Below are 22,928 nucleotides of genomic sequence, written 5' to 3'. Positions count from 1 at the left end.
GGCATCCGATTGATGCCGGTTAAATGTTCATATGGAAAGTTTGAGTTATGGTGCATAGCATACAATATATGAAGTAGAGCCAACAGAGTTTCACCGATGGGAGTGCATCATATGACCGATAAAGATAGTGATCGCCGTGAAGATTCGGCTCAGGGAATCAATGCCTATAACCGTGTGATGGCCCGGTTGCATAAAAACCTGTCCGATGCGGAAGCGACTTCCTGGGATTATCTGCAGGAGAAAATCGAGGAAGCGGTTGAAGTGGAGCTGACTGCGGAGGAGATGACCCGCGACGAGATGGAGCTGATGAAGGCCTATATCAAGCGGGATATGAAGCAGCTCGGCTTCTACGCCCACGAAACCGGCGAGGGGATCGCTGCCTGGTTGCATTTCGACCTCAACATCCTCGAAGACCGCATGAAAAAAATGCTGATGGGGCTGGCAGACAAAACCCGGATCCAGCAGGAAGAACTGCGTGAACGCCTGGAGCACGGTGATGATGAGTATATTGCCGGTGAGCTAGCGACTGCGGGTACGCTGCAGTGCCTCAATTGCGAAGCCACTCAGGTGCTTACTCAGACTGCGCAGATTGGCGAGTGTGAATCATGTCACGGTCGTTTTTTCCGGCGTATCTCTCAGCCGTGGCAGCAGGACGAAGCTTAGGCCCTGTCGCCCGGAATATGTTGATGCGATCAGACAATAAAAACAAGTGTGTGCTCAGCACTGGTGTTGAACTCCACTGCTGCAGCGCGGGGCTCTATGCCGGAACCGATAAACCGACACAGACGCTGTCGGTTCAGTTAGTTTCTTCTGAAGTGATCAGCGACGAGGACTTAGACGAAGTCCCGGGGCGTTATCGTTAATCGTGTCGTGTTTGCGGTTTCCTAATCCCATTACGCTGAACAGCAGCGCCAGTCCGAGTACGGGCCAGCTACCGTATTGCTGATAAGGTGTCAGGCCGTGGCGGGCCTGCACGCTGCCGCTCAGGGTCGCCTGTGTATAACGCGGCGCCTGTTCAACCACCTTGCCTGCTGGATCAATAAAACCGGAAATACCGTTGTTGGTGCCGCGGATAATCCAGCGCTGGTTCTCCAGGGCGCGCATGCGGGCAATCTGCATATGTTGCGCCGGTGCGATCGAGCGGCCAAACCAGGTGTCGTTTGACACGGTTAGGATGATATCGGCTTGCTGGCCGCCAAGGCGGACCAGTTCCGGATAGGCGATCTCATAACAGATAGCCGCTGAGAGCTTGTGACCGTTCACTGCCAGCAGTGGTTGCGCCTGCTGGGGTAGACTGAAACTCGACATTGGCAGGTTAAAGAATTCCAGTGTGCCACGGAGGTAGTCCTCCAGCGGAACATACTCGCCAAACGGTACCAGGCGTTGTTTGTGGTATATGCCGGATCCGTTGCTCAGTACCGCCAGGCTGTTGTGGTAGAGACGACGCCGACTGTCCGGATCCTGTGTGGAGGTGGGCAGGCCACTGATTAGTGTGGTGCCATCGTTATCCAGTTGCTGCAGCAGGCGTTCCAGCTGCGGCGCCGCGTGGCTGAAAAAAGTCGGGATCGCCGTCTCTGGCCAGATAACCAGATCATCACCGCTGTGCGGCAGGGTGAGGGCTTCGTACTGGGCGAGTATGGTTTCACGGTGACGTGGATCCCACTTTGCTTCCTGATCGATATCCGCCTGGATCAGAGTGACTGTCAGTGGTTCGCCACGGGTTTCGGTCCACTGTTGGTTGAGAAATGGCAATCCCGCCCAGGGTAAAGTCAGCAGGATCAGGTAACTACCACGGGCGCTCCAGCGGCTATCACGCACCAGCTCCACCAGTAAAATACCGCTGGCGGCAACAACCAGAGAGTTGAGCCAGACGCCGCCAAGCGGCGCCAATACCGCCAACGGCGTATCCAGTGTGGCGTAACCCAGGTAGAGCCAGGGAAAGCCGGTAAACAGCCAGCTGCGCAGCCATTCTCCCAGTATCCACAGGCCGATAAATGAGAGTGCTCCCCAACTGCCGCTGAACCAACGTTTCCAGACCCAGGCCTGCAACAGGTAGAGTAGGGCGAGACCCATCACAAACAGTGCGGTGAGCAGGATGGCGATTGGTAGTGGGGTCGCGCTGTGCTCCGAGATGCTGACAAACACCCAGGAGGCGCCGGCCCCAAAAAAGCCCACACCAAAAATCCAGCCCAGTAACAGGGATTGGTGTGTTGAGACGTTTTGCAGGATCAGGTAGAGCAGCAGCGGCGCGACGGGCGCAAGCCAGATAAGATTGAATGGCGCGAGTGCAGCTGTTGCTGATGCACCGGCGAGCAGGGCCAACAACAGGCGCACAGTCAACATCGGTCAGGCCGTCGCTTTAGGAATAACTTGCAACAGGCGGATACGTCGGTTGTCAGCTGAAAGCACCTTGAAGCTGAAACCGTCGAGCTCAACCTGTTCATCTTTCTGTGGCAGGTGGCCAAATCGCTGGGTCACCAGGCCGCCGATGGTATCAAACAGGTCATCGGGCAGGCCTACGTCGAAGAACTCGTTGAAGTCCTCGATGGGTGTCAGCGCTTTGACGATGTAACCGTTATCGGAGAATGGGCGGATATTACCGTCATCCTCTTCCACGTCGTGTTCATCTTCGATCTCGCCAACGATCTGCTCCAGTACGTCCTCAATGGTGATCAGGCCGGCCACGCCACCGTACTCATCCACCACAACCGCCATGTGGTTGCGGGTGGTACGGAACTCCTGCAACAGTACATTAAGGCGCTTGGATTCCGGAATCACAGTCAGTTCACGCAATCTGCTACGGATATCAAACTGTTCGAGATTACCCTCAAGGATCAGGGGCAGGAGGTCTTTGGCGAGCAGGATGCCCAAAACTTCATCCGGAGTATCGCCGATTACAGGGAAGCGGGAGTGGGCGCTGGAGATAACCACCGGCAAGAATTCGCGCGGGGTTTGCTCGGCTTCCACAACGACCATCTGGGAGCGCGGAATCATGACGTCGCGAACCTGTTTGTCGGATACGTTCATGGCACCTTCAATAATGCCCAGGGCTTCTGTATCCAGGAGGTTTTCTTCGGCGGCGTCACGCAGATCGGTTAACAGATCATCTCGTGTTCTGGGTTCATCGCTGAATGCCTGAGTCAGTTTGCTCAGCCAGCCACGAGATTGTCCCGTTCGGTCTTCGCTCATAATGCGTCTCTGTCAGATTTCCTTATAGGGGTCCGGGATACTCAGCTGGGCCAGAATTTCGCGTTCCAGCTGCTCCATCTTCTCGGCGTCTTCGTCATTTATATGATCGTAGCCGATCAGATGCAAGGTTCCGTGCACAACCATGTGTGCCCAATGGTTGTGCAGGGGTTTATGTTGTTCTTCTGCTTCCTGGCGCACCACGTTGGCGCAGATCACCAGATCACCCAACAGGTTGAGTGGAATATCGTCCGGCACCTCGAAGGGAAAGGAGAGAACGTTGGTGGGCTTGTCCTTGCCACGGTACTGGTGGTTCAGCTCGCGGCTCTCTTCCGGGTCGACCAGGCGGATGCATAGCTCCGCCTCATCTTTGCGGCCGGTCAGCGCCGCTTCAACCCACTGATTGAACTGCGCTTCGTCAGGCAGATCGTTGTCGTCAATCTCGACCTGCAGGTCTACAAAGTTGCTCACTTAGCCTGTTCCTTTCGCTTCGCTTCTTCCCGTGCCTGTTCCACTTTTTCAAAGCGGTCGTAGGCACGGACGATGTGTTGTACCAGCGGGTGACGCACTACGTCCTTGGCTGAGAACTGGGTGAAACCGATATCCTTCACGCCATCCAGTACTTTCATCGCGTGCACCAGACCTGACAGGGTGCCCTTCGGCAGGTCGACTTGGGTAATGTCACCGGTGATCACGGCGGTGGAGCCGAAGCCGATACGGGTCAGGAACATCTTCATCTGTTCGCGGGTGGTGTTCTGGCTCTCGTCGAGGATGACAAACGAGTTGTTCAGGGTGCGACCACGCATGTACGCCAGCGGTGCCACTTCGATCACGTTGCGCTCGATCAGTTTGCCGACCTTCTCGAAACCCAGCATCTCGTACAGGGCATCGTAGAGTGGGCGCAGGTACGGATCGACCTTCTGGCTCAGATCACCGGGCAGGAAGCCTAGTTTTTCGCCCGCTTCCACGGCTGGACGCACCAGCAGGATACGGTCGATCTCTTCACGCTCCAGTGCTTCCACCGCACAGGCCACTGCCAGGTAAGTCTTGCCGGTACCGGCCGGGCCGATACCGAAGTTGATATCGTGGGTCTGGATAGAGCGTACGTAAAGTTGCTGGTTTGGGCCACGCGGGCGGATCAGCGCTTTTTTGGTGCGGATGCTGACTTCCCGGTCTTCCTCGGCCAGCTCCTGTTGCTTCTGCTCGACACCGGATTGCTGCAGGTACAGGTGGACCTGTTCCGGGGTCAGTTGATTGCCTTGTTTGGCTTCGTCGTAAAGGTCTTCGAGCATTTCGGAGACGATACGAATGATGTCCATATCGCCTACCAGCTGAAAGTTATTACCGCGATTGCGGATTTGGATACCGAGGCGTTGCTCGATCATTTTGATATGTTCATCAAGCTGGCCGCACAGGTTGGCGAGGTATTCCGGATTATCCGGCTCAAGCGCCAGCTTGATGGAAGGTGATGTGTTCAAATTATCTCCTGAATACAGTGAGAGTTACTGCATTTGATCCAATTCTGAGCCAACCAGTTCCCCAAGCAGGGAATTAGCGTAGGCTTGTTCAATCTGTACATCCGCAAAATGACCGATCAGGTCAGGATTGTCGCAGCGGAAGTTTACAACACGGTTGTTCTCGGTGCGGCCGGACAACATGCCCGGATCTTTCTTGGAGTAACCGTTGACCAGGATGCGCTGAGTGGTGCCTACCATGCGGCGGCTGATCGCCATTGCCTGCTGGGTGATGCGGTCCTGTAGAATCTTAAGTCGTTGCTTCTTGGTTTCTTCGCTCACATCGTCCGGCAGGTCGGATGCCGGCGTACCTGGGCGGCGGCTGTAGATAAAGCTGTAGGACTGGTCCATACCCACATCGGCGATCAGGTTCATGGTTGCTTCGAAGTCTGCATCGGTTTCACCCGGGAAGCCGATGATGAAATCGGAGGAGAAGCAGATCTCCGGGCGCACTTTCTTCAGGCGGCGCAGCTTGGACTTGTACTCCAGTGCGGTGTGGCCGCGTTTCATCGCCATCAGGATACGGTCGGAGCCGCTCTGAACCGGCAGGTGCAGGAAGCTGACCAGCTCCGGTACATCGGCGTAGGCCTCGATTAGGCTGTCGGTGAACTCGACCGGGTGGCTGGTGGTGAAGCGGATACGGTCGATGCCGTCGATCGCCGCCACGCAGCGGATCAACTCGGCCAGGTCGGCAGTATCCCCGTCGTGGGTGTCACCACGGTACGCATTGACGTTCTGACCCAACAGGTTCACTTCACGTACGCCCTGTTCGGCCAATTCGACGCACTCGGTGATTACGTCGTCTAATGGGCGACTCACCTCTTCACCACGGGTGTATGGCACCACGCAGAAGGTGCAGTACTTGGAGCAGCCTTCCATCACCGATACAAAGGCTTCGGCGCCTTCGACCTTCGGTGCTGGCAGGTGGTCAAACTTTTCAATTTCCGGGAAGGACACGTCTACAATGCCGACGCCACCGTTGTCGGTTACGTCGATCATCTCCGGCAGGCGGTGCAAGGTCTGGGGACCAAAGATCATATCCACGTACGGTGCGCGTTTGAGGATGGCATCACCCTCCTGGCTGGCGACACAACCGCCCACACCGATCTTCAGATCCGGGTTTGCGGCTTTCAGCTTGCGCCAGCGACCGAGCTGGTGGAACACCTTCTCCTGCGCCTTTTCGCGAATCGAACAGGTGTTGAGCAGCAGGACATCTGCTTCGTCCTGGTTGTCTGTCAGTTCAAGGGCATGGCTTTCACCCAACAGATCCGCCATACGGGCAGAGTCGTACTCGTTCATCTGACAGCCATGGGTTTTGATAAACAGCTTCTTCGCCATTATTCACCTGTGTTTCGTTCGGAATGATCAACGGGCGTGCGTATGTCAGTGCCCGGAATATTGAGGACCGCGAATTATACTGGATGGGTGGGAGCCTGCCTAGCCAAAATGTGTCTAAAAAATAACCAGTCTTTCGGTGGGGATTAAGCTTGTAAACGGTGGCAACGCCTCCATATATGAGACGAGCAGTGAGCATTTGAAGTGAGGTAAGAAGAACGCCAATGGCCAGTGATGATCGAATGTACCGGGTGATATTTATAAATCAGGATCAGGTGTATGAACTGTACGCCCGTCACGTTTATCAGAGTGATCTGTGGGGGTTTCTGCAGGTTGAGGAGTTTGTCTTCGGCAATCGCTCCGAGCTGGTGGTGGATCCGGGGGAAGAGAAACTGAAACAGCAGTTTGCTGACGTGAGAAGTTCCTTTATCCCGATGCAGGCAGTGGTGCGTATTGATGAGGTGACCACCGAAGGGGTGGCCAAGGTATCCGATGCCAAGGGCGTGGTGACGAGCTTCCCTATGCCGGTGCCGCCCAAGTCATAATTGTTATTAAATGCAGTAAAAAAGCGTAGGCACTGCAACGCTTTTTTACTGCTCAGATCGCGTCCGCTGTCTGCAGTTGATAGCTGTCGAAGCGGATCATCTTATTGCGATTGATAAGGGAGCGCAGGCGGCTGATATACTCATCGCCGATCTCGCTGTAGTAATGCAGGTGCTTGATCAGCTCCAGTGGATCATTGGTCTGGATGCGCGCCTCACGGAACTCACGGTACGGGCCGCCCCGGGCGATGATGACAAAGTAGTCGTCAACCGCTTCAATCAGCGAGCCATATCGCTTCACGTAGATCGGTTTACCTTCGCGGGTCTGGCTGGCGCGCATGCGCGGTTCTCTCGGATTAAAGGACCAAATACCAAAGATATTGTTGCCTTCAAGGAAGAAGCGGGAGGTACCCCAACCGGTTTCCAGGGCTGCCTGAGCCAGAATGATACTGGTTGGGTGGTCGGCCAGTTTTACCTTAAGCTGATTGATATCTTTGGCTTTGTAGCGCTTGAACTGTTGTTGCAGCCATAGTTCGGAGTCAGTATCCCGGGTTGCCATCGTTTCGATCTTTGCCAGACGCCCGCGTTTATCTTCCAGACGCTGCTTACTGATCAGCACAGCGGGCAGAATCATGTCGAAGAATTTTTGCTTCTTGGTGCCTGCTTCCAGCGTGGCCAGCGTGCTGACACGGGTGTAGGCCACCGGTTTTATCAGTGGTGGTGTCAACGCCTCGATGTCGTCCGGTGAATGGATTGGTTTGTAGGTGATTTTCAGTGCAGCTTGTGACGCAGATGTCTTGTCTTTTGATGGCGACAGTTGGGTAAGTGATAAGGTGAGAAGTAGCAGTACCACGAGGGTGGCAATCGTTACCCTGACTGACAGATACATCCTGAACTGAACCCTATATTGATCGAAATTTGCGCGCAGTCTACAGGTAAAGCATAGCGTAATCCAGTGAACGTCGTTAAAGATGCAGCTAACGGCGCTAATTGGTCAGGATCTTCGCTTTATTGTTCTGGTGAAAGGAGGCCAGGTCTGGGAAAAACTGTAGGAAACCTGCTTCCAGAACGGCGTACTGTTGTTTAATTTCGGTGATTGAGCCAGTGAAGTTGTTCCGGAAACGGATTCGACCGGCGATGCGGTCCAGGGCAAATCCAACCTGATTAATATCTTCATAACTACGAATCCAGTCTCCTTCAATCATCTTTCTCACCACCAGTTGCATCCGGTCCGGCATGAGTGGAAGGCCTTGATGCAGGTCTTCGTAAGCCTGATCGAGAAAATAATCTATGGGTTCTGTCGTGTAACGGTGCCAGTGATGGATTAGGAAATGGTCGAACAGTACGTCTAGTGCAATCCCTGAGAAACGGCGTCGTTGTGAGGAGAACAGGGTTTTGAGCTCGCATACCTGCGGATGGGTGTCGGTGAACTGATCAATAACACGGTGGTTGATCAGGCCCTGGCGTATCGGCCCCGACAACTGATCGATATCGACACCCCGGGCAAAATCACCCAGCAAATTACCCACGCGGGATTCCACGTTTGTATCGGAGAAGTAAAGGTGGGCGAGGTAGTTCAAGGTGCGATACGTCGGTTGACTGGGGTTATTTCCACTGTAACGGATCACGGCCCTGGATGACAGGCTGGTGGGGATGAAGCAAGGCGTGAAACCGGGGGCGATGCTTTATCCCCCAGTGGAATTGCGGTTAAATGGGCGCCTTGAACTTCCGCTTGGACACCGCCATGCCAAGTGGGTTGTACAGACTGGAGCTGTCAGGAATCACCGATGAAAATATCCATTGTTGCGCCGTTTCACAATGAAGAGGAAAACGTTGATGAGTTCTTCAATCGGGTGCTGCCGATTATACGGTCTGAAAGCGACTCGATTGAGATTGTCTGCGTAAACGATGGTAGCCGAGATAGCACACTGGAGCAGTTGCGCCGCTGGCGTGAGAAGGAACCGGTTGTTCGGGTCGTGAATCTGTCACGTAATTTCGGTAAAGAAAACGCACTGACTGCGGGGCTCGACCATGCCAGCGGTGACGTGATCATTCCAATGGACAGTGACCTGCAAGACCCGCCTGAATTGATTCCAGAGATGATCGCCAAGTGGCGTGACGGCTACGATGTGGTGTACGCACGCCGTACCTTGCGTGATACGGATACCTGGGCCAAACGCGCGACGGCGGTGTGGTACTACAAGTTGTTTAATGCCATTGCCGACCGACCTATCCCGGACAACACAGGCGATTTCCGCTTGATGGATCGCAAAGTCCTGGATGAAGTGAAAAAACTAGGCGAGAGTGCGCGCTTTATGAAGGGGTTGTTCTCTTGGGTGGGCTTTAAAAGTACCGCCGTGGAGTATGAGCGCCCGCCACGCCATGATGGCAAAGAAAGCCTGAATTTCCGCAATCTCTGGCGCCTGGCGCTGGACGGGATCACCGCCTTTTCCACTTTGCCGCTGAAGGTGTGGAGTTATATCGGGATGGGGGTCGCGGGGGTCGCCTTCCTCTACGGCCTGGTGATTATCTTTAAAACCTTGATCCTGGGGATCGATGTACCGGGTTATGCCTCGACGATGGTTATCGTCCTTTTCCTGGGCGGCGTGCAGCTGCTGTCTCTGGGCGTCATCGGTGAGTATGTGGGGCGTATCTACCTGGAGGTGAAAAAACGTCCGCACTATATCGTCGACCCGGAAGACAATGAAATGAGGCCGCGTCGCTAATGCTATTCCGTTTTCAGATTGCCCGTTTTGGGGTGGTGGGGATCGCAGCAACACTGGTGCACGCGGGTATTCTGTCGCTGTTGATTGAGATGCTGGCGCTACCGGTGCAGTTGGCCAATATCAGTGCCTTTATGGTGGCGTTTGGGGTGAGCTACCTGGGCCACCACCGCTGGACCTTTGATTCCGATGCCGGGCACAGGCAGGCTGCGAGCAAGTTTCTGCTCACAGCTATCGTCGGGTTCCTGGCCAATGTGGCGATCATGGAGCTGGTGGTGGTCCAGCTCGGATACCACTACCTGATCGGCTTCCTTTGTGTTGTTTTTACCGTGCCGCCGGCTACCTACGTGGTGAGCCGCCTTTGGATCTTCTGAAGATCTATCCGCGGCTCATCCGAGTTTTCTGTAGCTCTCAGCGGGTGCCTGGTGTCACTTGGCTGGCGGTAGAATCGCCCAGCCAATGCGCACAGGTGCCCGCTCGCTATCCAGGTGCCACGGGTATTCACGTGCCGGTTGCAACTGCGCCTGAGGATACCGTTGCAGAAGTTGCTGATACTGCGTCTTTTCCCCGTCCATGCTTTCATTCCAGATGATCAGGCCGCCCTGGCTTAACAGCTCCGCATTGTCTATCCATGGACTACGGCTGTTATCCGCATCGTAGAGAATTGAAGGGTGCTGGTTTGAATAGTAGGCCATATTGCCGCCGATCCAGATCGACCCCACTACGTAATTAAGCGGCTGTGGGTAACGTGCTTTCCATGCTTCGGTCAGTTCGGTTGCCATCGCTTCACCCGGGAAGTGGGCGCGCTTTTTCAGCTTGCCAAACTGGGGGGCGATCAGCATCTCGGCGACAAATACACCGGCGAAGAAGAGGCTGCTGATCACCCACACACGCATTAGCTTCTTTATTCGACCGTCGCCCAGCATGACACCGTAGAACACGATCAACCAAAGTGGTAGGAAGGTGAACAGTGGCGTGCCCCACATGGAGCGCAATTTCATGCCGGTGCCCAGTGAGATCAGTAAGGTGATCACCAGCGGGCCGAAGGTCAGTAGAGTCAGGTAGTTGCGGTTGGCCGCTGCGCGGGGATCTCTGGCGGGTGGGGATGCTTTGCTATCACGCAGGACCAGGAAGAACGTCGGCAGCAAAATGATCAGCACCATCAGCTGAGAGATGCCAAAGCGAAGCGGGTTCAGCAGGTGGTCGGTCAGTTCCTTCTCGCTACCACTGCCGCGTGCGGCACCGTAGCGGATGGTGCTGAAGTCGTGATCGATCAGCCAGATGAGGTTGGGCAGCCAGACCAGTGCGGCAGCGGCCAGGGCGATATAGAGGCCTTTGTCTTTCCAGTGCACGCGTCCGGCGGGTGTCAGGAAATAGCAGGCAATCGCCAACAGCATAACCACAGAATAGTACTTGGTCAGCATCGCCAAGCCGCCACAGATGCCCAGTAACACCCAGTCCCGGATGAGGTTATGGTTGATGGCGCGGAAGCCGAAATAACCGGTCAGTGCCCAGATCGCCAGCTGCAGAATATTGGGATTAAACTCCGGCGTCAGGTAGTTGTAGTACGGCACCAACGTCAGCAGCAGTGTGGCAACCAGCGCAGGTTCGCGACTGACAAAGTTGCGCGCTACAGCGTATAGGGTGCCAAATGCGGTGATTACTGCGACCTGGCTGAGCAGGAAGATCGGCCAGTTGCTGCCGGGGGCCAGCAGGGTGATTGCATAGGTTAGCCAAGGCGCCAGCGGTGGGTGTTTATCGTAGCCCAGTTGCCATTCCTGGCCCCAGGTCAGGCCCTCCACCACGTCCAGATTGGCATTGGGCTGCAGCAGGCTGGGTAACAGCAGCCACATCAGACTGTGCAGTACCAGGGCGATGATCAGGGGGCGGTGTTGTGAGCTGTAGATCTCTGTCATGTTCGTGAGCCTGATGAAGAACACTGCATATTCCGGCGGTACGCATTGGTCTGGGCACTTGGAACAGACGTGTGCATCCCAGCATGAATCCAGCCGTGTCGTTAGAAGGGCTATATCCGTTGCAGGTGTGAGTCGCTATTTTTTCATTATCCGATGACTGTTGGTAGTACGGTTTTTGCCGGGCGGTCGGGGATCTCACGCGCCAGTCTGGGCACCAAGTATCCAGGCAGTGTGCCCTGCAGTTTACCAACCAGTTGTTGTGCGACCTCATCCGGTATGTCGAAGTGGGCGGCACCCTCCACCGGATCAAGCACAAACAGATAGTAGGGCAGCACGCCCCAGTTAAACAGCTCTTCGCTCAGGGCTTTGAGGCTATCTACCGAATCGTTGATACCGCGCAGCAGGACGGCCTGATTGAGCAACGTTACGTTGGCCCGTCTGAGTTGTGTCAGGGCTTGTCCCACCTGATGGTCCACTTCGTTGGCGTGGTTGACATGTAGGACCAGCGTGGTCAGCAGGCGATTGTTGCCGAGAATATCGACCAGCTCCGCCGTGACCCGTTGTGGGATGACGACTGGCAAACGGCTGTGGATACGCAGGCGTTTTATATGTGGGATGTCCGAAAGGTCATCAACCAGCCGCTGCAGGCGGCTATCTGACACGGCTAGCGGATCACCGCCGGAGAGGATTACCTCCGAGATAGAACGGTCACTGCTGATGTATTCCAGCATCGACTGCCACTGTTCCGGCCCGAGACGGTTTTCGTCATACGGAAAGTGACGGCGGAAGCAGTAGCGGCAGTTGATCGCACAGGCGCCGGTCATGATCAGCAATACACGGCCCTGGTATTTGTGTACCAAGCCCTGGCGTGGATTGAACTGGGCCTCGGCCAGTGGGTCGGTAACATACCCCGCCACTTTTCGCGTCTCTGCACTGAGTGGCAGTACCTGTTTCAGCAGTGGGTCGTCCGGGTTGCCCGGTTCAATGCGACGCAGATAAGGGATGGGGACCCGCAGTGGAAATCCTTGTGCAGCGGCCTGTGCCGGGGCGATCAGGTCCTCCGGCAGATCCAGCGTACGGATAAGCTCGGCGGGATCATCAATGGTATGGCTGAGTAACTGCTGCCAGCTATCGAGGGCGGTCAGAGGGAGATTCATTGGCGGAAAACGGGTCGCAGGGGGCTGTGAAAGTTGCTCGCATTCTGCTTTCAAGTAGAATAACTGTCAATTATGGTGCTGGGGTACCCGGTTTGGTTCGCAGATGCGTATAGGGCACCCCCTTAGTCGCGCCACTTTCACGCTTTAATAGATATCGAGACAGTCATGGCAAACTACTCTACTAACCAGTTTAAAAACGGCCTTAAGGTAATGATCGACGGCGATCCATGTAACATGGTTGACGTCGAAATGGTAAAGCCGGGTAAAGGTCAGGCCTTCACCCGTGTGAAACTGAAGAACCTGATGACCGGTCGTACCTGGGAACGCACCTTCAAATCTGGCGATAGCGTGGAAGGTGCGGACGTAATGGATACCGATATGGAGTACCTCTACAACGATGGCGAGATGTGGCACTTCATGGATCCTGCTACGTACGAGCAGGTAGCTGCGGACGCAAATGCCGTGGGCGATTCTCACAAGTGGCTGAAAGAGCAGGATTCCTGCATGATTACGCTGTTCAACGACAACCCGATCTCTGTAACGCCACCTAACTTCGTTGAGCTGGAAGTTACTGAAACTGACCCGGGTCTGAAAGGTGATACTGCACAGGGTGGCTCTAAGCCAGCTACGCTGCAGACCGGTGCTGTTGTTCGTGTGCCTCTGTTCATCAACCAGGGTGACGTGCTGAAGATCGACACTCGTACTGGTGAGTACGTATCCCGCGCATAATTCGCGAATACGATCAGGAAACGGCAGCTTCGGCTGCCGTTTTGCGTTTCAGGCAAAGCAACACCGATAATTCAGAGTGAATTCGACAATGGCAATCGATCCACAGCACTGGCAGCCCACTGCTAGCATCAATAGTCTGCGCAAGCGGGCGGCAATCATGGCGCAGATCCGTAGTTTCTTTGCTGAGCGGGATGTGCTGGAGGTGGAAATGCCGTTGATGTCCCAATGTGCCGTCAGCGACCCGTTTCTGGATACGATCGAAGCACGCTATGCAGATTATGTGGGATCAGAGAACTACCCACTCTACCTGCAGACGTCGCCGGAATATGCCATGAAGCGGCTATTGGCTGCCGGCAGTGGAGCGATCTTTCATCTGGGCAAGGCATTTCGCAACGGGGAGTCGGGTAGCCGTCGTCATAATCCGGAGTTCACCATGCTGGAGTGGTATCGCCCCGGACTGGACGATCAGCAATTGATGGATGAAGTCGCAGACCTGATTTTACCGATCCTGAAGCTCGATTCCGTTGAACGTCTGAGTTATGCGCAGGTGTTTAAGCGTTTTCTGAATATTGATCCCCATACGGCGACTCTGGAAGTGCTGGTGGCGGAAACCCGCAAACATGTGGATATCGATCTGGATGACGATGATCGGGATACCTGGCTCAACCTGCTGATGTCCCACGTCATCGAACCCAATCTATCGGATCTGGGCGCGGTGTTTGTGTACGACTACCCAGCCAGTCAGGCTGCGTTGGCCCAGGTTAAAACAGATGCGCAGAGCCAGCAGGTTGCATCCCGCTTTGAATTGTTTGTGGATGGTATTGAATTGGCCAATGGCTACCACGAGCTGACCGATGCACAGGAACAGAAGCAGCGACTACTGAAGGACCAGCAAACCCGTGAGAAGCTCGGGCTGCCGCAACGTCCTCTGGAGATGCGTCTGGTCAGCGCGCTGGAAGCAGGTATTCCGGATTGTGCCGGCGTGGCTCTGGGTGTGGATCGGTTGGTGATGTTAGCGCTGGGTGCCGACTCAATCCAGGATGTGATCGCCTTCCCAATTGAGCGTGCCTGAAAGCCGCGAGGATTGACAACAACGAAGCGGTGTCCAACGAGTTAGGTATCGCATTGCGATGACTAACCTACAGAGGAGTTGCAACGCGCTGTACATGCTCTTGTAGGTTGGCCATCGCCTACGGCGATGCCCAACACCCTCACTTAATGGTTACGCAGGTAACTCACCCAAAATCGCCCGTCGAATACGCTTGACTGCCTCTTCCAGCAACTCGCGGCGGCAGCCGAAATTCAGACGTACGTATCGATCATCACCAAAATCCCGCCCCGGCGACATACCGACACCCGCCTGTTCAAAGAAGTGTGGTGGGTTATCCAGCTTAGCGCCGGACACATCAATCCAGGCTAGGTAGGTTGCTTCGATTGGCGCAAGTTTCAGGCCTGGAATCTGGTTGATCTCCTGTACCAGGTAGTCGCGGTTGTCACGCAGGTAGGCCAGTTGCTGGTTGTTCCACGCATCCCCATGTTTGTAGGCGGCGATGGCGGCAGTGAAACCGAGCAGGTTTACATCCGGCACAATACCCTTCATCTGGCGCAGGAACTGCTGACGTAACTGACGGTCTGGGATCACTGCGAAGGAGCAGGCCAGACCAGCGATATTGTAGGTTTTGCTCGGTGCCATCAGGGTGATGGTGCGGGCCGCGATCTCGTCATTCAGAGAGCCCAGTGGAATATGCTGCAGGCCCGGTTCCAGAATCAGGTCGCAGTGAATCTCGTCGGAACAAACCATCAAATCATGTTTAATCACCAGTGCGGCCAGAGCTTCCAGCTCTTTGCGACGATAGACCGCACCACCCGGATTGTGTGGGTTGCAGAACAGCAATATCTTGGATTGTGGTGTGATCGCCGCTTCCAGTGCCTCCAGGTCCAGCGTCCAGCGGTTGTCGCTCTCTTTCAGCGGCACGGACACCAACTGACGGTCGGACAAGCGTGGCGACGACATAAACGGTGGATAGACCGGTTTCGGGGAGAGTACCTGATCCTGGCTTTCTCCTACCGCACGGCAGGCCAGATTCAGTCCACACACCAAGCCTGGCAGCCACACCAGCCAGTCTTTTTCGACAGGCCACTGGTAGAGGTGCTCCAGGCGTTCGATCACCAGGTTATCCAGCTCTTCCGGAGTGTTGGTGTAACCGAATACACCGTGCTTTACGCGATCGTGCAGGGCTTCGGTTATGGCCGGAGGAGACATAAAGTCGGTGTCGGCGACCCACATCGGCAACACGTCGCTATCACGGTACTTCTCCCACTTGAGGCTTGAGGTATTACTGCGGTCGACGGGGTGATCAAATACGTTGGCCATCGGCTTAACTTCCTGTATTTCAGCGGTTGTAATTCTAGGCTGCAGCTTGCGATCTCATTGTAGTTGCAGATGCTTGCAAATGACCAACTGCGCGCTATAGTAGGTGGTCATAATATAAACCAAAAAACCGCACTGAACGGCTATGCAAAACGCAGGGAACTGTTTCACAAGCAGTCAGACAAGCAGTACGTACAACGGTCAGTCTGACGTTGTCACTCCTCTCTACCTGTCTCCTCTTGCGGCGCTGCTACGACTGCCGTAAGGCAGTATACTTTCTATATAACTCCGTCCTTCTCCGTTTTTTAGTTTTACAGCATTCCGCGTCACGTACTGATATGCAACGGGGCGCCATTTGAATATGGAGCATCTCCAATGAGCGACAACAACCGCGTCATTATTTTCGATACCACTTTGCGTGACGGCGAGCAGAGCCCAGGCGCATCCATGACCAAAGATGAGAAGCTGCGTGTTGCCAAGCAGCTGGAGAAGATGCGCGTGGATGTGATCGAAGCCGGCTTTGCGATCGCAAGTCCGGGCGACTTCGCATCCGTACAGTCCATCGCCAACACCGTGAAAGACAGCACCGTGTGTTCCCTATCCCGCGCGCTGGATGCGGATATCGACAGTGCCGGTGAAGCGCTGAAGAATGCTAACTCCGGCCGTATTCACACCTTTATCGCAACCTCGCCGATCCACATGCAGTACAAACTGCAGATGGAGCCGGATCAGGTGGTGGCACAAGCGGTGCATGCGGTTAAACGCGCGCGTAACCTGATCGACGATGTGGAGTTCTCCCTGGAAGACGCGAGTCGCTCCGAACTGGATTTCATGTGCCGCATCATCGAAGCGGTCATCGATGCCGGTGCCCGCACCATCAATATTCCTGACACTGTAGGTTACGCAGTACCGGAGGAGTTTGGTCACACCATCGGTCAACTGATCGAGCGTATCCCGAACTCCGACAAAGCGATCTTCTCGGTACACTGCCACAACGACCTGGGCCTGGCGGTAGCTAATTCCCTGGCTGCGGTCCAGGCGGGTGCCCGTCAGGTGGAATGTACCATCAATGGTTTGGGTGAGCGTGCCGGTAACGCCTCTTTGGAAGAGATCGTGATGGCAATCCGTACCCGTCAGGACCGTCTGGGTGTGTCCACCGGTGTAGACACCACGCAGATCGTGCCGGCCTCCCGTCTGGTGTCTTCCGTAACCGGTTTCCCGGTACAGCCCAACAAGGCGATTGTGGGGGCCAATGCTTTCGCTCACGAGTCCGGAATCCACCAGGACGGTGTCCTGAAGCACCGGGAAACCTACGAGATCATGACCGCCCAGGATGTGGGCTGGAAAACCAATCGTATGGTGATGGGTAAGCACTCCGGCCGTGCCGCCTTCCGCAGCCGTTTGGAAGAGCTGGGGACGACCTTTGCATCCGACAAGGAGCTGAACGACGCGTTCGCCCGCTTCAAGGACCTGGCCGATAAGAAACACGAGATCTTCGACGAAGACTTGGTGGCGCTGGTGAGTGATACCCGTGCAACCGCAAGCAGCGAGAAGTTTAAGCTGAGCAGTATCTCCGTGACCTCCCAGACTGGTGAAACGCCGCTTGCCAAGGTGGTGCTGACCGTTGATGACGTTGAGTACAACGCGGAATCCGAAGGTAGCGGTCCGGTGGATGCAGCGTTCAAAGCGATTGAGTCCATTGCCAATTCCGGTGCCAGCCTGCAGATCTATTCTGTAAACGCAGTCACCGAAGGCACCGACTCCCAGGGGGAAGTGACCGTACGTCTGGAAAACGGTGGTCGTATCGTCAATGGTCTGGGGGCTGACACTGATATCATCATCGCCTCCGCAAAGGCTTACGTGCATGCGCTGAACATGTTGGATGCCAACATCGAAAAAGCGCACCCACAAGTCTAAGTGGTTTAACTGACAGTCTCACACAGGAGCGGTAGCGGATGATCGAAGAACAGCAGCGTCACCAGTATCTGGATGCGCTCGGTATCTCCAGTTGGCTGCCGCGTGACGTGTTGCCGGGGGCGGCACCCTCGGCGGATTGGATATGGGATTTCAGTTACCCGGCACCGGATATCCCGTTTGTTGAAAAAGGCACGCCGGGTACACCGGCTGCGGAGGCGAACGCTGCGCTGAAGGTTGATCCCGCCGCTGCCCGTGCCAGTCTGACCCGCAGCTTTGGTGATGCACCGAAGCCGGAAGTGAAAGCGGCGCTGTGGAAAAAAGACGCCCCTGTCGAGCCGCAGAAACCGGCAGCCAAGCCGCTGCTGGAGCCAACCGCTGATGACGCCAGTCACAGTGATACGGCAGACCAAAAAAACAGCAAACCACAGCCACGCTTTAAGCTGGCCCTGGCCCGCTACGGTCGTGTGTTGGTAGTGGACAGCCTGCCGCCTCAGTCGTTGCAGGACTTTTCAAAGCAGCATGATGCGTTGGCTGCAGCCATTGTTCGCAGTGTTGGCGGGGCCCAGGTTGCGCTACAAGAGAAAGCGTCCCTGTTACCTTGGCCGGCGTTTGCCAGCCCAACGTTGCCGCAGGGCTATGATGACGCGTTGCAAACTGTTCAACACAAGCTGGACCTGCTGCTGGAGAAGGGCGGTGTCGAAGCGGTTCTGTTACTGGGCGAAAGTGCGGCCCAGATGGTGCTGGATCGTGATGAGGATCTGAGTCTGCTCAGCGGTATCCTGTTTAGTCTGCGTGCGGATACCAAGGTCCTGGCCACACACAGCCTGACCGAAGCGATGCAGGTGCCGGGGATCAAGGCGGACATGTGGCAGCAGCTGCAGCCGTTGGTTAAACATTTGAAAGATGCCTGATTTACCTCTTTTGCACCCCCTGAAACCGGACGATCTGCCAGCCTGGTGGGCGATCGAGCAGGCCTGTTTTTCCCATCCCTGGAGTGAACAGCAGCTGAGTGCGCAGCTCAATCATGCGCGTAACCACTGCTTTGGCTTGTTTGAGCTGAACCAGTTGGTGGGCTTCGCCGTATTCTCTACAGTGTTGGATGAAGCGGAGCTACTGCAGATAGCCATTGTTCCTGAACAGCAGGGCAGAGGGCTCGCTGCAGAACTTCTGAGTCAGTCGATCAGAACACTACAGCAGGCGGACATAACCCGGTTTATGCTGGAAGTGAGAGCCTCCAACGTTGCGGCAATCCGGCTCTACGAAAAATTTGGATTCAGCGAAGATGGACGGCGTAAAGGCTATTATCCAACAGCGGGTGGGCGCGAAGATGCAGTGCTGATGAGTCTGTCCGCCGAATCTAAGCTGACGTAAATCAACTGTTGCAGCAGTGTCGCCATAAGTCCTGCCGACAGCGGGGTTGGTGCAGGTTAGAATAGCGACCAATTTCACCCCCTTGAAACTCTCTATCGGTAATCGACATGAGCATCTCCGTTGGCTTGTTAAGTGGCAATTGGTTCTGGCTAAGTCTGCTGATCTATCTACCGGTGCTCGGGTTTGCTTTATACCGGGTGCCCTGGGCCATACTGAAGTCCAACCGCCGCTTGCAGCATTTCTTTCTGGGTGCCACTGTTTTCCTGATGGTGATGTGGAGCATGCGTGCCGGCATCTCGCCGGGACTGGGGATTCATTTTTTGGGCGTAACCGCTTTGACGCTGATCTTTGGTTGGGATCTGGCTATCGTGGCAGGAACCGGAGCCTTGCTGGGGATGATTGTAATTGGTCGAGAAGGTTGGGATAGCCTGCCGATCAACGCGGTGTGCTCGGTGTTGTTGCCGTCGATGGTGACCGTACTGGTTCTGAAAGTGGTGGAAGCAAAGCTGACGAAAAACTTCTTCGTCTACCTCTTCCTGTGTGGATTCTTCGGTGCTGGGCTATCGGCGGCCGTATCGGGGCTGGCCACCGGCACCGTGCTTTGGTTTGATGGTGTTTATACCTGGGCCAAGATTAACCACGAATACATCCAGTACCTGCCGCTCATCATGTTTCCCGAAGGTTTGATGAACGGCATTATCATGACCGGAATATTGGTCTTCCATCCGGACTGGGTGCGTACCTTTGACGCACGGCGCTACATCGACGAGCAGTAAGCGGTTACTGTTTTACTGGCCTTTTTGACAGCTTACGTTGCAGGGTGCGGCGATGCATACCGAGGGCACGGGCAGTGGCGGATACGTTGCCGTCGTGTTCGGCCAGCACTTTCTGAATATGCTCCCACTCCAGGCGGTTAACTGACATCGGCTGCTGGTTCACCTCAATATCCGGGTCGGGTTGGGTTTTACCCAATGCCGCCAGAATCTCATCTGCATCGGCCGGTTTTGGTAGGTAGTTGGTCGCCCCCAGCTTGATCGCTTCCACCGCCGTAGTAATGCTGGCATAACCGGTCAGCACCAAAATTTTCATCTCGTTGCTGGCTGCACGCAGGCTTGGAATCAACGTCAGGCCGGAGGCGGTTTCCATCTTCAGGTCCACGGTCGCCATATCGGGAATGAATGTACTCAGGACGCGCTCGGCTTCCTCTACGCTGTGGGCGACGGTTACTTCCAGGCCCCGTCGCTTCATGGCGCGTGCCAGAATGCGGGTAAACGCTGGATCGTCGTCAACGATCAGCAGGCGCTTGCCTTCCAGTTCAGTCATTCTGTTTGCTCCTTGGAATGATTACTTCAGTCAGCGTGCCGCCGTCAGGATGGTTGTACAAGCGTACGCTGCCATCGTAGCGTGCCAGGGTGGTGGCGGTCAGGAACAGTCCGATCCCCAGACCACGGCCCTTGGTTGATACAAACGGCTTGCCGAGGTTGTCGTGGGCTTCCAGTGACAAGCCCGGGCCCTGATCGTGGATCAGCAGGGTAATGTTGTTATCGTTCCAGTTCAGGCTCACCTCGATATCCTTAGGCTCTGCATCTGCGGCATTGTTAAGGATGTTGAGAATCGATTGGCTCAGGGAGGTGCTGTTACGGATGACCGGGGTTGCGCCACTTGACTCCATGATCAGGTGGTAGGTCACATCAGGCCGCTGGATCATCCACTGCTCGATCACGTCTTCCAGTATATCGTCGAACGGTTCGAGGCGCTGGGAGGCCTGTTCTTCGCGCACCGAGCGCGAGAACTGTTGAAGGCGTTCGCTGCAGGCATCGATCTGTTGGCGCATCAGGTCCAGGTCTTCCTGCAGCTCCGGGTCATCCCCGCGTTCCGCTTTTAGTTCACTCACCAACACGCGCAAGGTGCTCAGCGGAGTGCCCAGTTCGTGGGCGGTACCGGCGGCCATGGTCGCCAGGGAGAGCAGCTGTTGGTCGTGAATGCGCTTTTCCCGCTCCTCTTCCAGACGTTCCTGCTGGCGATCCATTGACTGCCGCATACGCACGATAAACCAGGTCACTACGCCAACGGTGAGCAGAAAGTTTATCCACAGACCCGTGATGTGCAGGTCGAACAAGTTTAGCAGGGCGTGCTGGTGGCGCGAGTCTGCTTCGATAATCGGGATGAAGTAGAACAGTAGCGAGCTGTATATACCGATCACCAGTCCGCCCATCATCAGGCTGAAACGCTGCGACAGAGTGGCCGAGCAGATGATCAGAGGAACCAGCAGCAGGAAGATAAACGGGTTGGTGGCACCACCGGTCTGGAACAGCAAGCAGCCGTAAAGCACCACATCGGCAACCAGCTGGGTAAAGAACTCCGGTTCGGTCACCGGCCAGCCGGAACGCAACCGGGCATAGGTGGCCAGGTTCATCAATGCCAGTGCTGCCAGAGTGGATGCGAGAATCCAGACGTTCAGCTCCGCTTGCAGTACGTAGAGGGCAAACAGAATCGCCGCACTCTGCCCAAAGAGGGTGACGGTACGGATGTAGGTCAGTTGCAGGAGGTTATTGTGGTGGTTGGCCATAGCGGCCGATTATACCCGAGCTGTCGCCAAAAACAGCGGGGCAAAATGTCGCATTGTCAGGTACTCTCAGCCCATTTTTTCCGTCAATGTCGGATGTGTTTCCAGGTATTGTTCAACTTCCGTTTGTTGTTCGGTGCTTAGGTGCAGGCCAAGCTTGCTGCGTCGCCAGAGGATGTCTTCAAGGGAGAAGGCCCACTCCTGATCGATCAGGTAGTCCACCTCTGCGCTGTAAAGTCCGTATCCGAAGTGAGTGCCCAGTGCGTTGAGGTTATGCGCATCTTTCAAAAAAACGTGGCACAGAGTTCCGTAGCTCTGCACGTAGCGCAGGGCGACGTTAAGGGGTAGCCAGGGGTAGCGGGTTTTGAGTGTGTGCAGGAGTTGCGTCGCGGTTTCAAAGTCGCCACCTGGCAGTGGGGTATTGGCGGTCCAGCGAGGGCCGATATCGGGAAAAAACGGTGTCAGCGTATCCACTACGGCCTGCGCCAGTTTACGGTAGGTGGTGATCTTGCCACCGAACACCGAGATTAGTGGTGGGTGATTTTCCGGGGCGTCGATCTCGAAGCTGTAGTCCCGGGTGACGGCCTGGGCATTATCGGATTGGTCATCCAGCAGGGGGCGTATACCGGCGTAGTCCATTACGATATCCGATGGCTTTAGCTGGTGCCGGAAGTGTTGGTTGGTCACCGAGATCAGGTAATCGCGTTCCTCCGGACTGATCTTTACGGCATTGGGTTCTCCGTGGTATTCCACATCGGTGGTGCCAATCAGCGAGAACCGTTTTTCGTAGGGAATCACAAACACGATACGGCGGTCGGAATTCTGCAGGATATAGGCTTCGGGACTGTTGTACAGGCGTGGTACCACGATATGACTACCCTTCACCATACGGATCTGCTTGGGTGCCTGGCTGTGTATAACTTCTGGAAACAGGCTGGACACCCAGGGGCCGGATGCATTGACCAAGGCATAAGCAGATACTTCCCGAGTAGCGCCGCTGTGTTTATCTAGCAGTGATACTTGCCAGTTGGATGCTTGTCGTTGTGCAGATATGCAGCGTGTGTGTGTCAGGATGGTGGCGCCTTTATCCCGGGCGGCCATCGCATTCAGCACAACCAGCCGGGCATCGTCCACCCAGCCATCCGAATACTCAAAACCGTGGGTTATGTCCGCTTTGAGGGGGCTGTCTTTGCCAAAGTTAATTGATTTAAATGGTTGCAGGGTATCCCGTGCTGCCAACCTATCGTAGAGGAAAAGTCCCAGGCGGATCAGCCAGGCAGGTCGCAGGTAGGGCCGATGGGGCAGGCGAAAACGCAGGGGGCGGGTAATGTGGGGGGCGATGTGCAGCAATACCTCCCGTTCCGCAAGTGCTTCGCGCACCAGACGAAACTCGCCATACTCCAGGTAGCGCAGGCCACCGTGGATCAGTTTGCTGCTACTGGAGGAGGTGGCTGAGCCCAGGTCATTCATCTCGCAGAGCAGCGTACTGAGGCCGCGACCTGCTGCGTCCGCAGCAATACCCACGCCGTTGATGCCGCCGCCGATAACAAGCAGATCGTAGTTCGGTCGATCGGACTGCATTGCTAGGTACTCCTAAGTGT

At 55.5% G+C, this 22,928-nt stretch carries 23 protein-coding genes; 10 read left to right on the top strand and 13 right to left on the bottom strand.

What is annotated here, in order from left to right; all coding sequences use genetic code 11:
• Positions 1-111: 111 nt before the first annotated feature.
• Positions 112-663 (top strand): zinc ribbon-containing protein, encoded by a 552-nt coding sequence (locus QKW35_RS01310; protein ID WP_282350277.1) that lies wholly within the window; start codon positions 112-114, stop codon positions 661-663.
• 156 nt (positions 664-819) lie between these two features.
• Here QKW35_RS01310 and lnt read toward each other — a convergent pair whose 3' ends face one another.
• The 5 genes from lnt to miaB are packed head-to-tail and all read right to left on the bottom strand — an operon-like array spanning position 820 to position 6,038.
• Positions 820-2,343 carry an apolipoprotein N-acyltransferase gene (lnt, locus tag QKW35_RS01305; RefSeq protein ID WP_282350276.1) on the bottom strand — a complete coding sequence of 508 codons (1,524 nt, stop codon included), beginning with the start codon at positions 2,341-2,343 and terminating at the stop codon, positions 820-822.
• A gap of 3 nt (positions 2,344-2,346) precedes the next feature.
• Positions 2,347-3,189, bottom strand: coding sequence for a CorC family transporter (locus QKW35_RS01300; protein ID WP_282350275.1), 843 nt, complete (start codon positions 3,187-3,189; stop codon positions 2,347-2,349).
• A gap of 12 nt (positions 3,190-3,201) precedes the next feature.
• On the bottom strand, positions 3,202-3,657 hold the full coding sequence (gene ybeY, locus QKW35_RS01295) for an rRNA maturation RNase YbeY (RefSeq protein ID WP_282350274.1): 456 nt from the start codon (positions 3,655-3,657) through the stop codon (positions 3,202-3,204).
• Complete coding sequence (locus QKW35_RS01290) at positions 3,654-4,664, bottom strand: PhoH family protein (protein WP_282350273.1); 1,011 nt, start codon at positions 4,662-4,664, stop codon at positions 3,654-3,656. Before QKW35_RS01290 ends, ybeY begins: the two co-directional genes overlap by 4 nt.
• A 24-nt stretch (positions 4,665-4,688) precedes the next feature.
• Positions 4,689-6,038, bottom strand: coding sequence for a tRNA (N6-isopentenyl adenosine(37)-C2)-methylthiotransferase MiaB (gene miaB / locus QKW35_RS01285; protein ID WP_282350272.1), 1,350 nt, complete (start codon positions 6,036-6,038; stop codon positions 4,689-4,691).
• 221 nt (positions 6,039-6,259) lie between these two features.
• Here miaB and QKW35_RS01280 point away from each other — a divergent pair, with 221 nt between their 5' ends.
• Positions 6,260-6,580, top strand: a complete 321-nt coding sequence (locus QKW35_RS01280; protein ID WP_282350271.1) for a DUF1820 family protein — start codon at positions 6,260-6,262, stop codon at positions 6,578-6,580.
• A gap of 52 nt (positions 6,581-6,632) precedes the next feature.
• Here QKW35_RS01280 and QKW35_RS01275 read toward each other — a convergent pair whose 3' ends face one another.
• Positions 6,633-7,466 (bottom strand): glucosaminidase domain-containing protein, encoded by an 834-nt coding sequence (locus QKW35_RS01275; RefSeq protein ID WP_282350270.1) that lies wholly within the window; start codon positions 7,464-7,466, stop codon positions 6,633-6,635.
• Positions 7,467-7,563: 97 nt separating this feature from the next.
• Positions 7,564-8,205 (bottom strand): acyl carrier protein phosphodiesterase, encoded by a 642-nt coding sequence (locus QKW35_RS01270; protein ID WP_425607982.1) that lies wholly within the window; start codon positions 8,203-8,205, stop codon positions 7,564-7,566.
• 159 nt (positions 8,206-8,364) lie between these two features.
• Between QKW35_RS01270 and QKW35_RS01265 the strand changes: the two genes are divergently transcribed.
• Both QKW35_RS01265 and QKW35_RS01260 read left to right on the top strand, forming a co-directional pair.
• Positions 8,365-9,303 carry a glycosyltransferase family 2 protein gene (locus QKW35_RS01265; protein WP_282350268.1) on the top strand — a complete coding sequence of 313 codons (939 nt, stop codon included), beginning with the start codon at positions 8,365-8,367 and terminating at the stop codon, positions 9,301-9,303.
• A complete protein-coding gene (locus QKW35_RS01260; protein ID WP_282350267.1) occupies positions 9,303-9,674 on the top strand; it encodes a GtrA family protein in 372 nt (123 codons plus the stop codon). Before QKW35_RS01265 ends, QKW35_RS01260 begins: the two co-directional genes overlap by 1 nt.
• A gap of 54 nt (positions 9,675-9,728) precedes the next feature.
• Here QKW35_RS01260 and QKW35_RS01255 read toward each other — a convergent pair whose 3' ends face one another.
• Both QKW35_RS01255 and epmB read right to left on the bottom strand, forming a co-directional pair.
• The gene (locus QKW35_RS01255; RefSeq protein WP_282350265.1) at positions 9,729-11,216 is read right to left on the bottom strand and encodes a glycosyltransferase family 39 protein; all 1,488 of its coding nucleotides are present in this window, start codon (positions 11,214-11,216) and stop codon (positions 9,729-9,731) included.
• A 146-nt stretch (positions 11,217-11,362) separates the two neighbouring features.
• Entirely contained in the window at positions 11,363-12,373 is a 1,011-nt protein-coding gene (gene epmB, locus QKW35_RS01250; RefSeq protein ID WP_282350264.1) for an EF-P beta-lysylation protein EpmB, read from the bottom strand.
• A gap of 165 nt (positions 12,374-12,538) precedes the next feature.
• Between epmB and efp the strand changes: the two genes are divergently transcribed.
• Both efp and epmA read left to right on the top strand, forming a co-directional pair.
• The gene (gene efp / locus QKW35_RS01245) at positions 12,539-13,102 is read left to right on the top strand and encodes an elongation factor P (protein ID WP_282350263.1); all 564 of its coding nucleotides are present in this window, start codon (positions 12,539-12,541) and stop codon (positions 13,100-13,102) included.
• A gap of 88 nt (positions 13,103-13,190) precedes the next feature.
• A complete protein-coding gene (gene epmA / locus QKW35_RS01240) occupies positions 13,191-14,174 on the top strand; it encodes an elongation factor P--(R)-beta-lysine ligase (protein WP_282350262.1) in 984 nt (327 codons plus the stop codon).
• 150 nt (positions 14,175-14,324) lie between these two features.
• On the opposite strand, the gene QKW35_RS01235 is transcribed toward epmA, so the two are convergent.
• Positions 14,325-15,476, bottom strand: a complete 1,152-nt coding sequence (locus QKW35_RS01235) for a MalY/PatB family protein (protein ID WP_282350261.1) — start codon at positions 15,474-15,476, stop codon at positions 14,325-14,327.
• Between the two features lie 372 nt (positions 15,477-15,848).
• Here QKW35_RS01235 and QKW35_RS01230 point away from each other — a divergent pair, with 372 nt between their 5' ends.
• From QKW35_RS01230 to QKW35_RS01215, 4 genes are all read left to right on the top strand, one after another.
• Positions 15,849-17,390, top strand: coding sequence for a 2-isopropylmalate synthase (locus tag QKW35_RS01230; RefSeq protein WP_282350259.1), 1,542 nt, complete (start codon positions 15,849-15,851; stop codon positions 17,388-17,390).
• Positions 17,391-17,428: 38 nt separating this feature from the next.
• Positions 17,429-18,301, top strand: coding sequence for a uracil-DNA glycosylase family protein (locus tag QKW35_RS01225; RefSeq protein WP_282350257.1), 873 nt, complete (start codon positions 17,429-17,431; stop codon positions 18,299-18,301).
• Positions 18,294-18,761, top strand: a complete 468-nt coding sequence (rimI, locus tag QKW35_RS01220) for a ribosomal protein S18-alanine N-acetyltransferase (protein WP_282350255.1) — start codon at positions 18,294-18,296, stop codon at positions 18,759-18,761. The genes QKW35_RS01225 and rimI overlap by 8 nt, the downstream gene beginning before the upstream one ends.
• Before the next feature lie 107 nt (positions 18,762-18,868).
• Positions 18,869-19,537, top strand: a complete 669-nt coding sequence (locus QKW35_RS01215) for an energy-coupling factor ABC transporter permease (RefSeq protein WP_282350254.1) — start codon at positions 18,869-18,871, stop codon at positions 19,535-19,537.
• 4 nt (positions 19,538-19,541) lie between these two features.
• Here QKW35_RS01215 and QKW35_RS01210 read toward each other — a convergent pair whose 3' ends face one another.
• From QKW35_RS01210 to glpD, 3 genes are all read right to left on the bottom strand, one after another.
• Positions 19,542-20,084, bottom strand: a complete 543-nt coding sequence (locus QKW35_RS01210; protein ID WP_282350253.1) for a response regulator transcription factor — start codon at positions 20,082-20,084, stop codon at positions 19,542-19,544.
• The gene (locus QKW35_RS01205; RefSeq protein ID WP_282350252.1) at positions 20,077-21,330 is read right to left on the bottom strand and encodes an ATP-binding protein; all 1,254 of its coding nucleotides are present in this window, start codon (positions 21,328-21,330) and stop codon (positions 20,077-20,079) included. The genes QKW35_RS01210 and QKW35_RS01205 overlap by 8 nt, the downstream gene beginning before the upstream one ends.
• A gap of 66 nt (positions 21,331-21,396) precedes the next feature.
• Positions 21,397-22,908, bottom strand: a complete 1,512-nt coding sequence (glpD, locus tag QKW35_RS01200) for a glycerol-3-phosphate dehydrogenase (RefSeq protein WP_282350251.1) — start codon at positions 22,906-22,908, stop codon at positions 21,397-21,399.
• Between the last annotated feature and the right edge of the window lie 20 nt (positions 22,909-22,928).

The organism is Pontibacterium granulatum, from assembly GCF_029961155.1.
Lineage (GTDB): Bacteria > Pseudomonadota > Gammaproteobacteria > Pseudomonadales > Balneatricaceae > Pontibacterium > Pontibacterium granulatum.
The sequence above is the reverse complement of the archived record's forward strand: the minus strand, read 5'-3'. Positions and strand labels throughout refer to the sequence as shown.

Coding starts and splice junctions, on each gene's coding strand:
- epmA (WP_282350262.1), top strand. CDS start 13,191: ATGGCAATCGATCCACAGCACTGGCAGCCCACTGCTAGCATCAATAGT.
- QKW35_RS01275 (WP_282350270.1), bottom strand. CDS start 7,466: ATGTATCTGTCAGTCAGGGTAACGATTGCCACCCTCGTGGTACTGCTA.
- QKW35_RS01280 (WP_282350271.1), top strand. CDS start 6,260: ATGGCCAGTGATGATCGAATGTACCGGGTGATATTTATAAATCAGGAT.
- QKW35_RS01225 (WP_282350257.1), top strand. CDS start 17,429: ATGATCGAAGAACAGCAGCGTCACCAGTATCTGGATGCGCTCGGTATC.
- QKW35_RS01300 (WP_282350275.1), bottom strand. CDS start 3,189: ATGAGCGAAGACCGAACGGGACAATCTCGTGGCTGGCTGAGCAAACTG.
- epmB (WP_282350264.1), bottom strand. CDS start 12,373: ATGAATCTCCCTCTGACCGCCCTCGATAGCTGGCAGCAGTTACTCAGC.
- QKW35_RS01215 (WP_282350254.1), top strand. CDS start 18,869: ATGAGCATCTCCGTTGGCTTGTTAAGTGGCAATTGGTTCTGGCTAAGT.
- QKW35_RS01205 (WP_282350252.1), bottom strand. CDS start 21,330: ATGGCCAACCACCACAATAACCTCCTGCAACTGACCTACATCCGTACC.
- QKW35_RS01265 (WP_282350268.1), top strand. CDS start 8,365: ATGAAAATATCCATTGTTGCGCCGTTTCACAATGAAGAGGAAAACGTT.
- QKW35_RS01255 (WP_282350265.1), bottom strand. CDS start 11,216: ATGACAGAGATCTACAGCTCACAACACCGCCCCCTGATCATCGCCCTG.
- QKW35_RS01260 (WP_282350267.1), top strand. CDS start 9,303: ATGCTATTCCGTTTTCAGATTGCCCGTTTTGGGGTGGTGGGGATCGCA.
- QKW35_RS01310 (WP_282350277.1), top strand. CDS start 112: ATGACCGATAAAGATAGTGATCGCCGTGAAGATTCGGCTCAGGGAATC.
- glpD (WP_282350251.1), bottom strand. CDS start 22,908: ATGCAGTCCGATCGACCGAACTACGATCTGCTTGTTATCGGCGGCGGC.
- QKW35_RS01230 (WP_282350259.1), top strand. CDS start 15,849: ATGAGCGACAACAACCGCGTCATTATTTTCGATACCACTTTGCGTGAC.
- QKW35_RS01235 (WP_282350261.1), bottom strand. CDS start 15,476: ATGGCCAACGTATTTGATCACCCCGTCGACCGCAGTAATACCTCAAGC.
- QKW35_RS01210 (WP_282350253.1), bottom strand. CDS start 20,084: ATGACTGAACTGGAAGGCAAGCGCCTGCTGATCGTTGACGACGATCCA.
- miaB (WP_282350272.1), bottom strand. CDS start 6,038: ATGGCGAAGAAGCTGTTTATCAAAACCCATGGCTGTCAGATGAACGAG.
- efp (WP_282350263.1), top strand. CDS start 12,539: ATGGCAAACTACTCTACTAACCAGTTTAAAAACGGCCTTAAGGTAATG.
- lnt (WP_282350276.1), bottom strand. CDS start 2,343: ATGTTGACTGTGCGCCTGTTGTTGGCCCTGCTCGCCGGTGCATCAGCA.
- rimI (WP_282350255.1), top strand. CDS start 18,294: ATGCCTGATTTACCTCTTTTGCACCCCCTGAAACCGGACGATCTGCCA.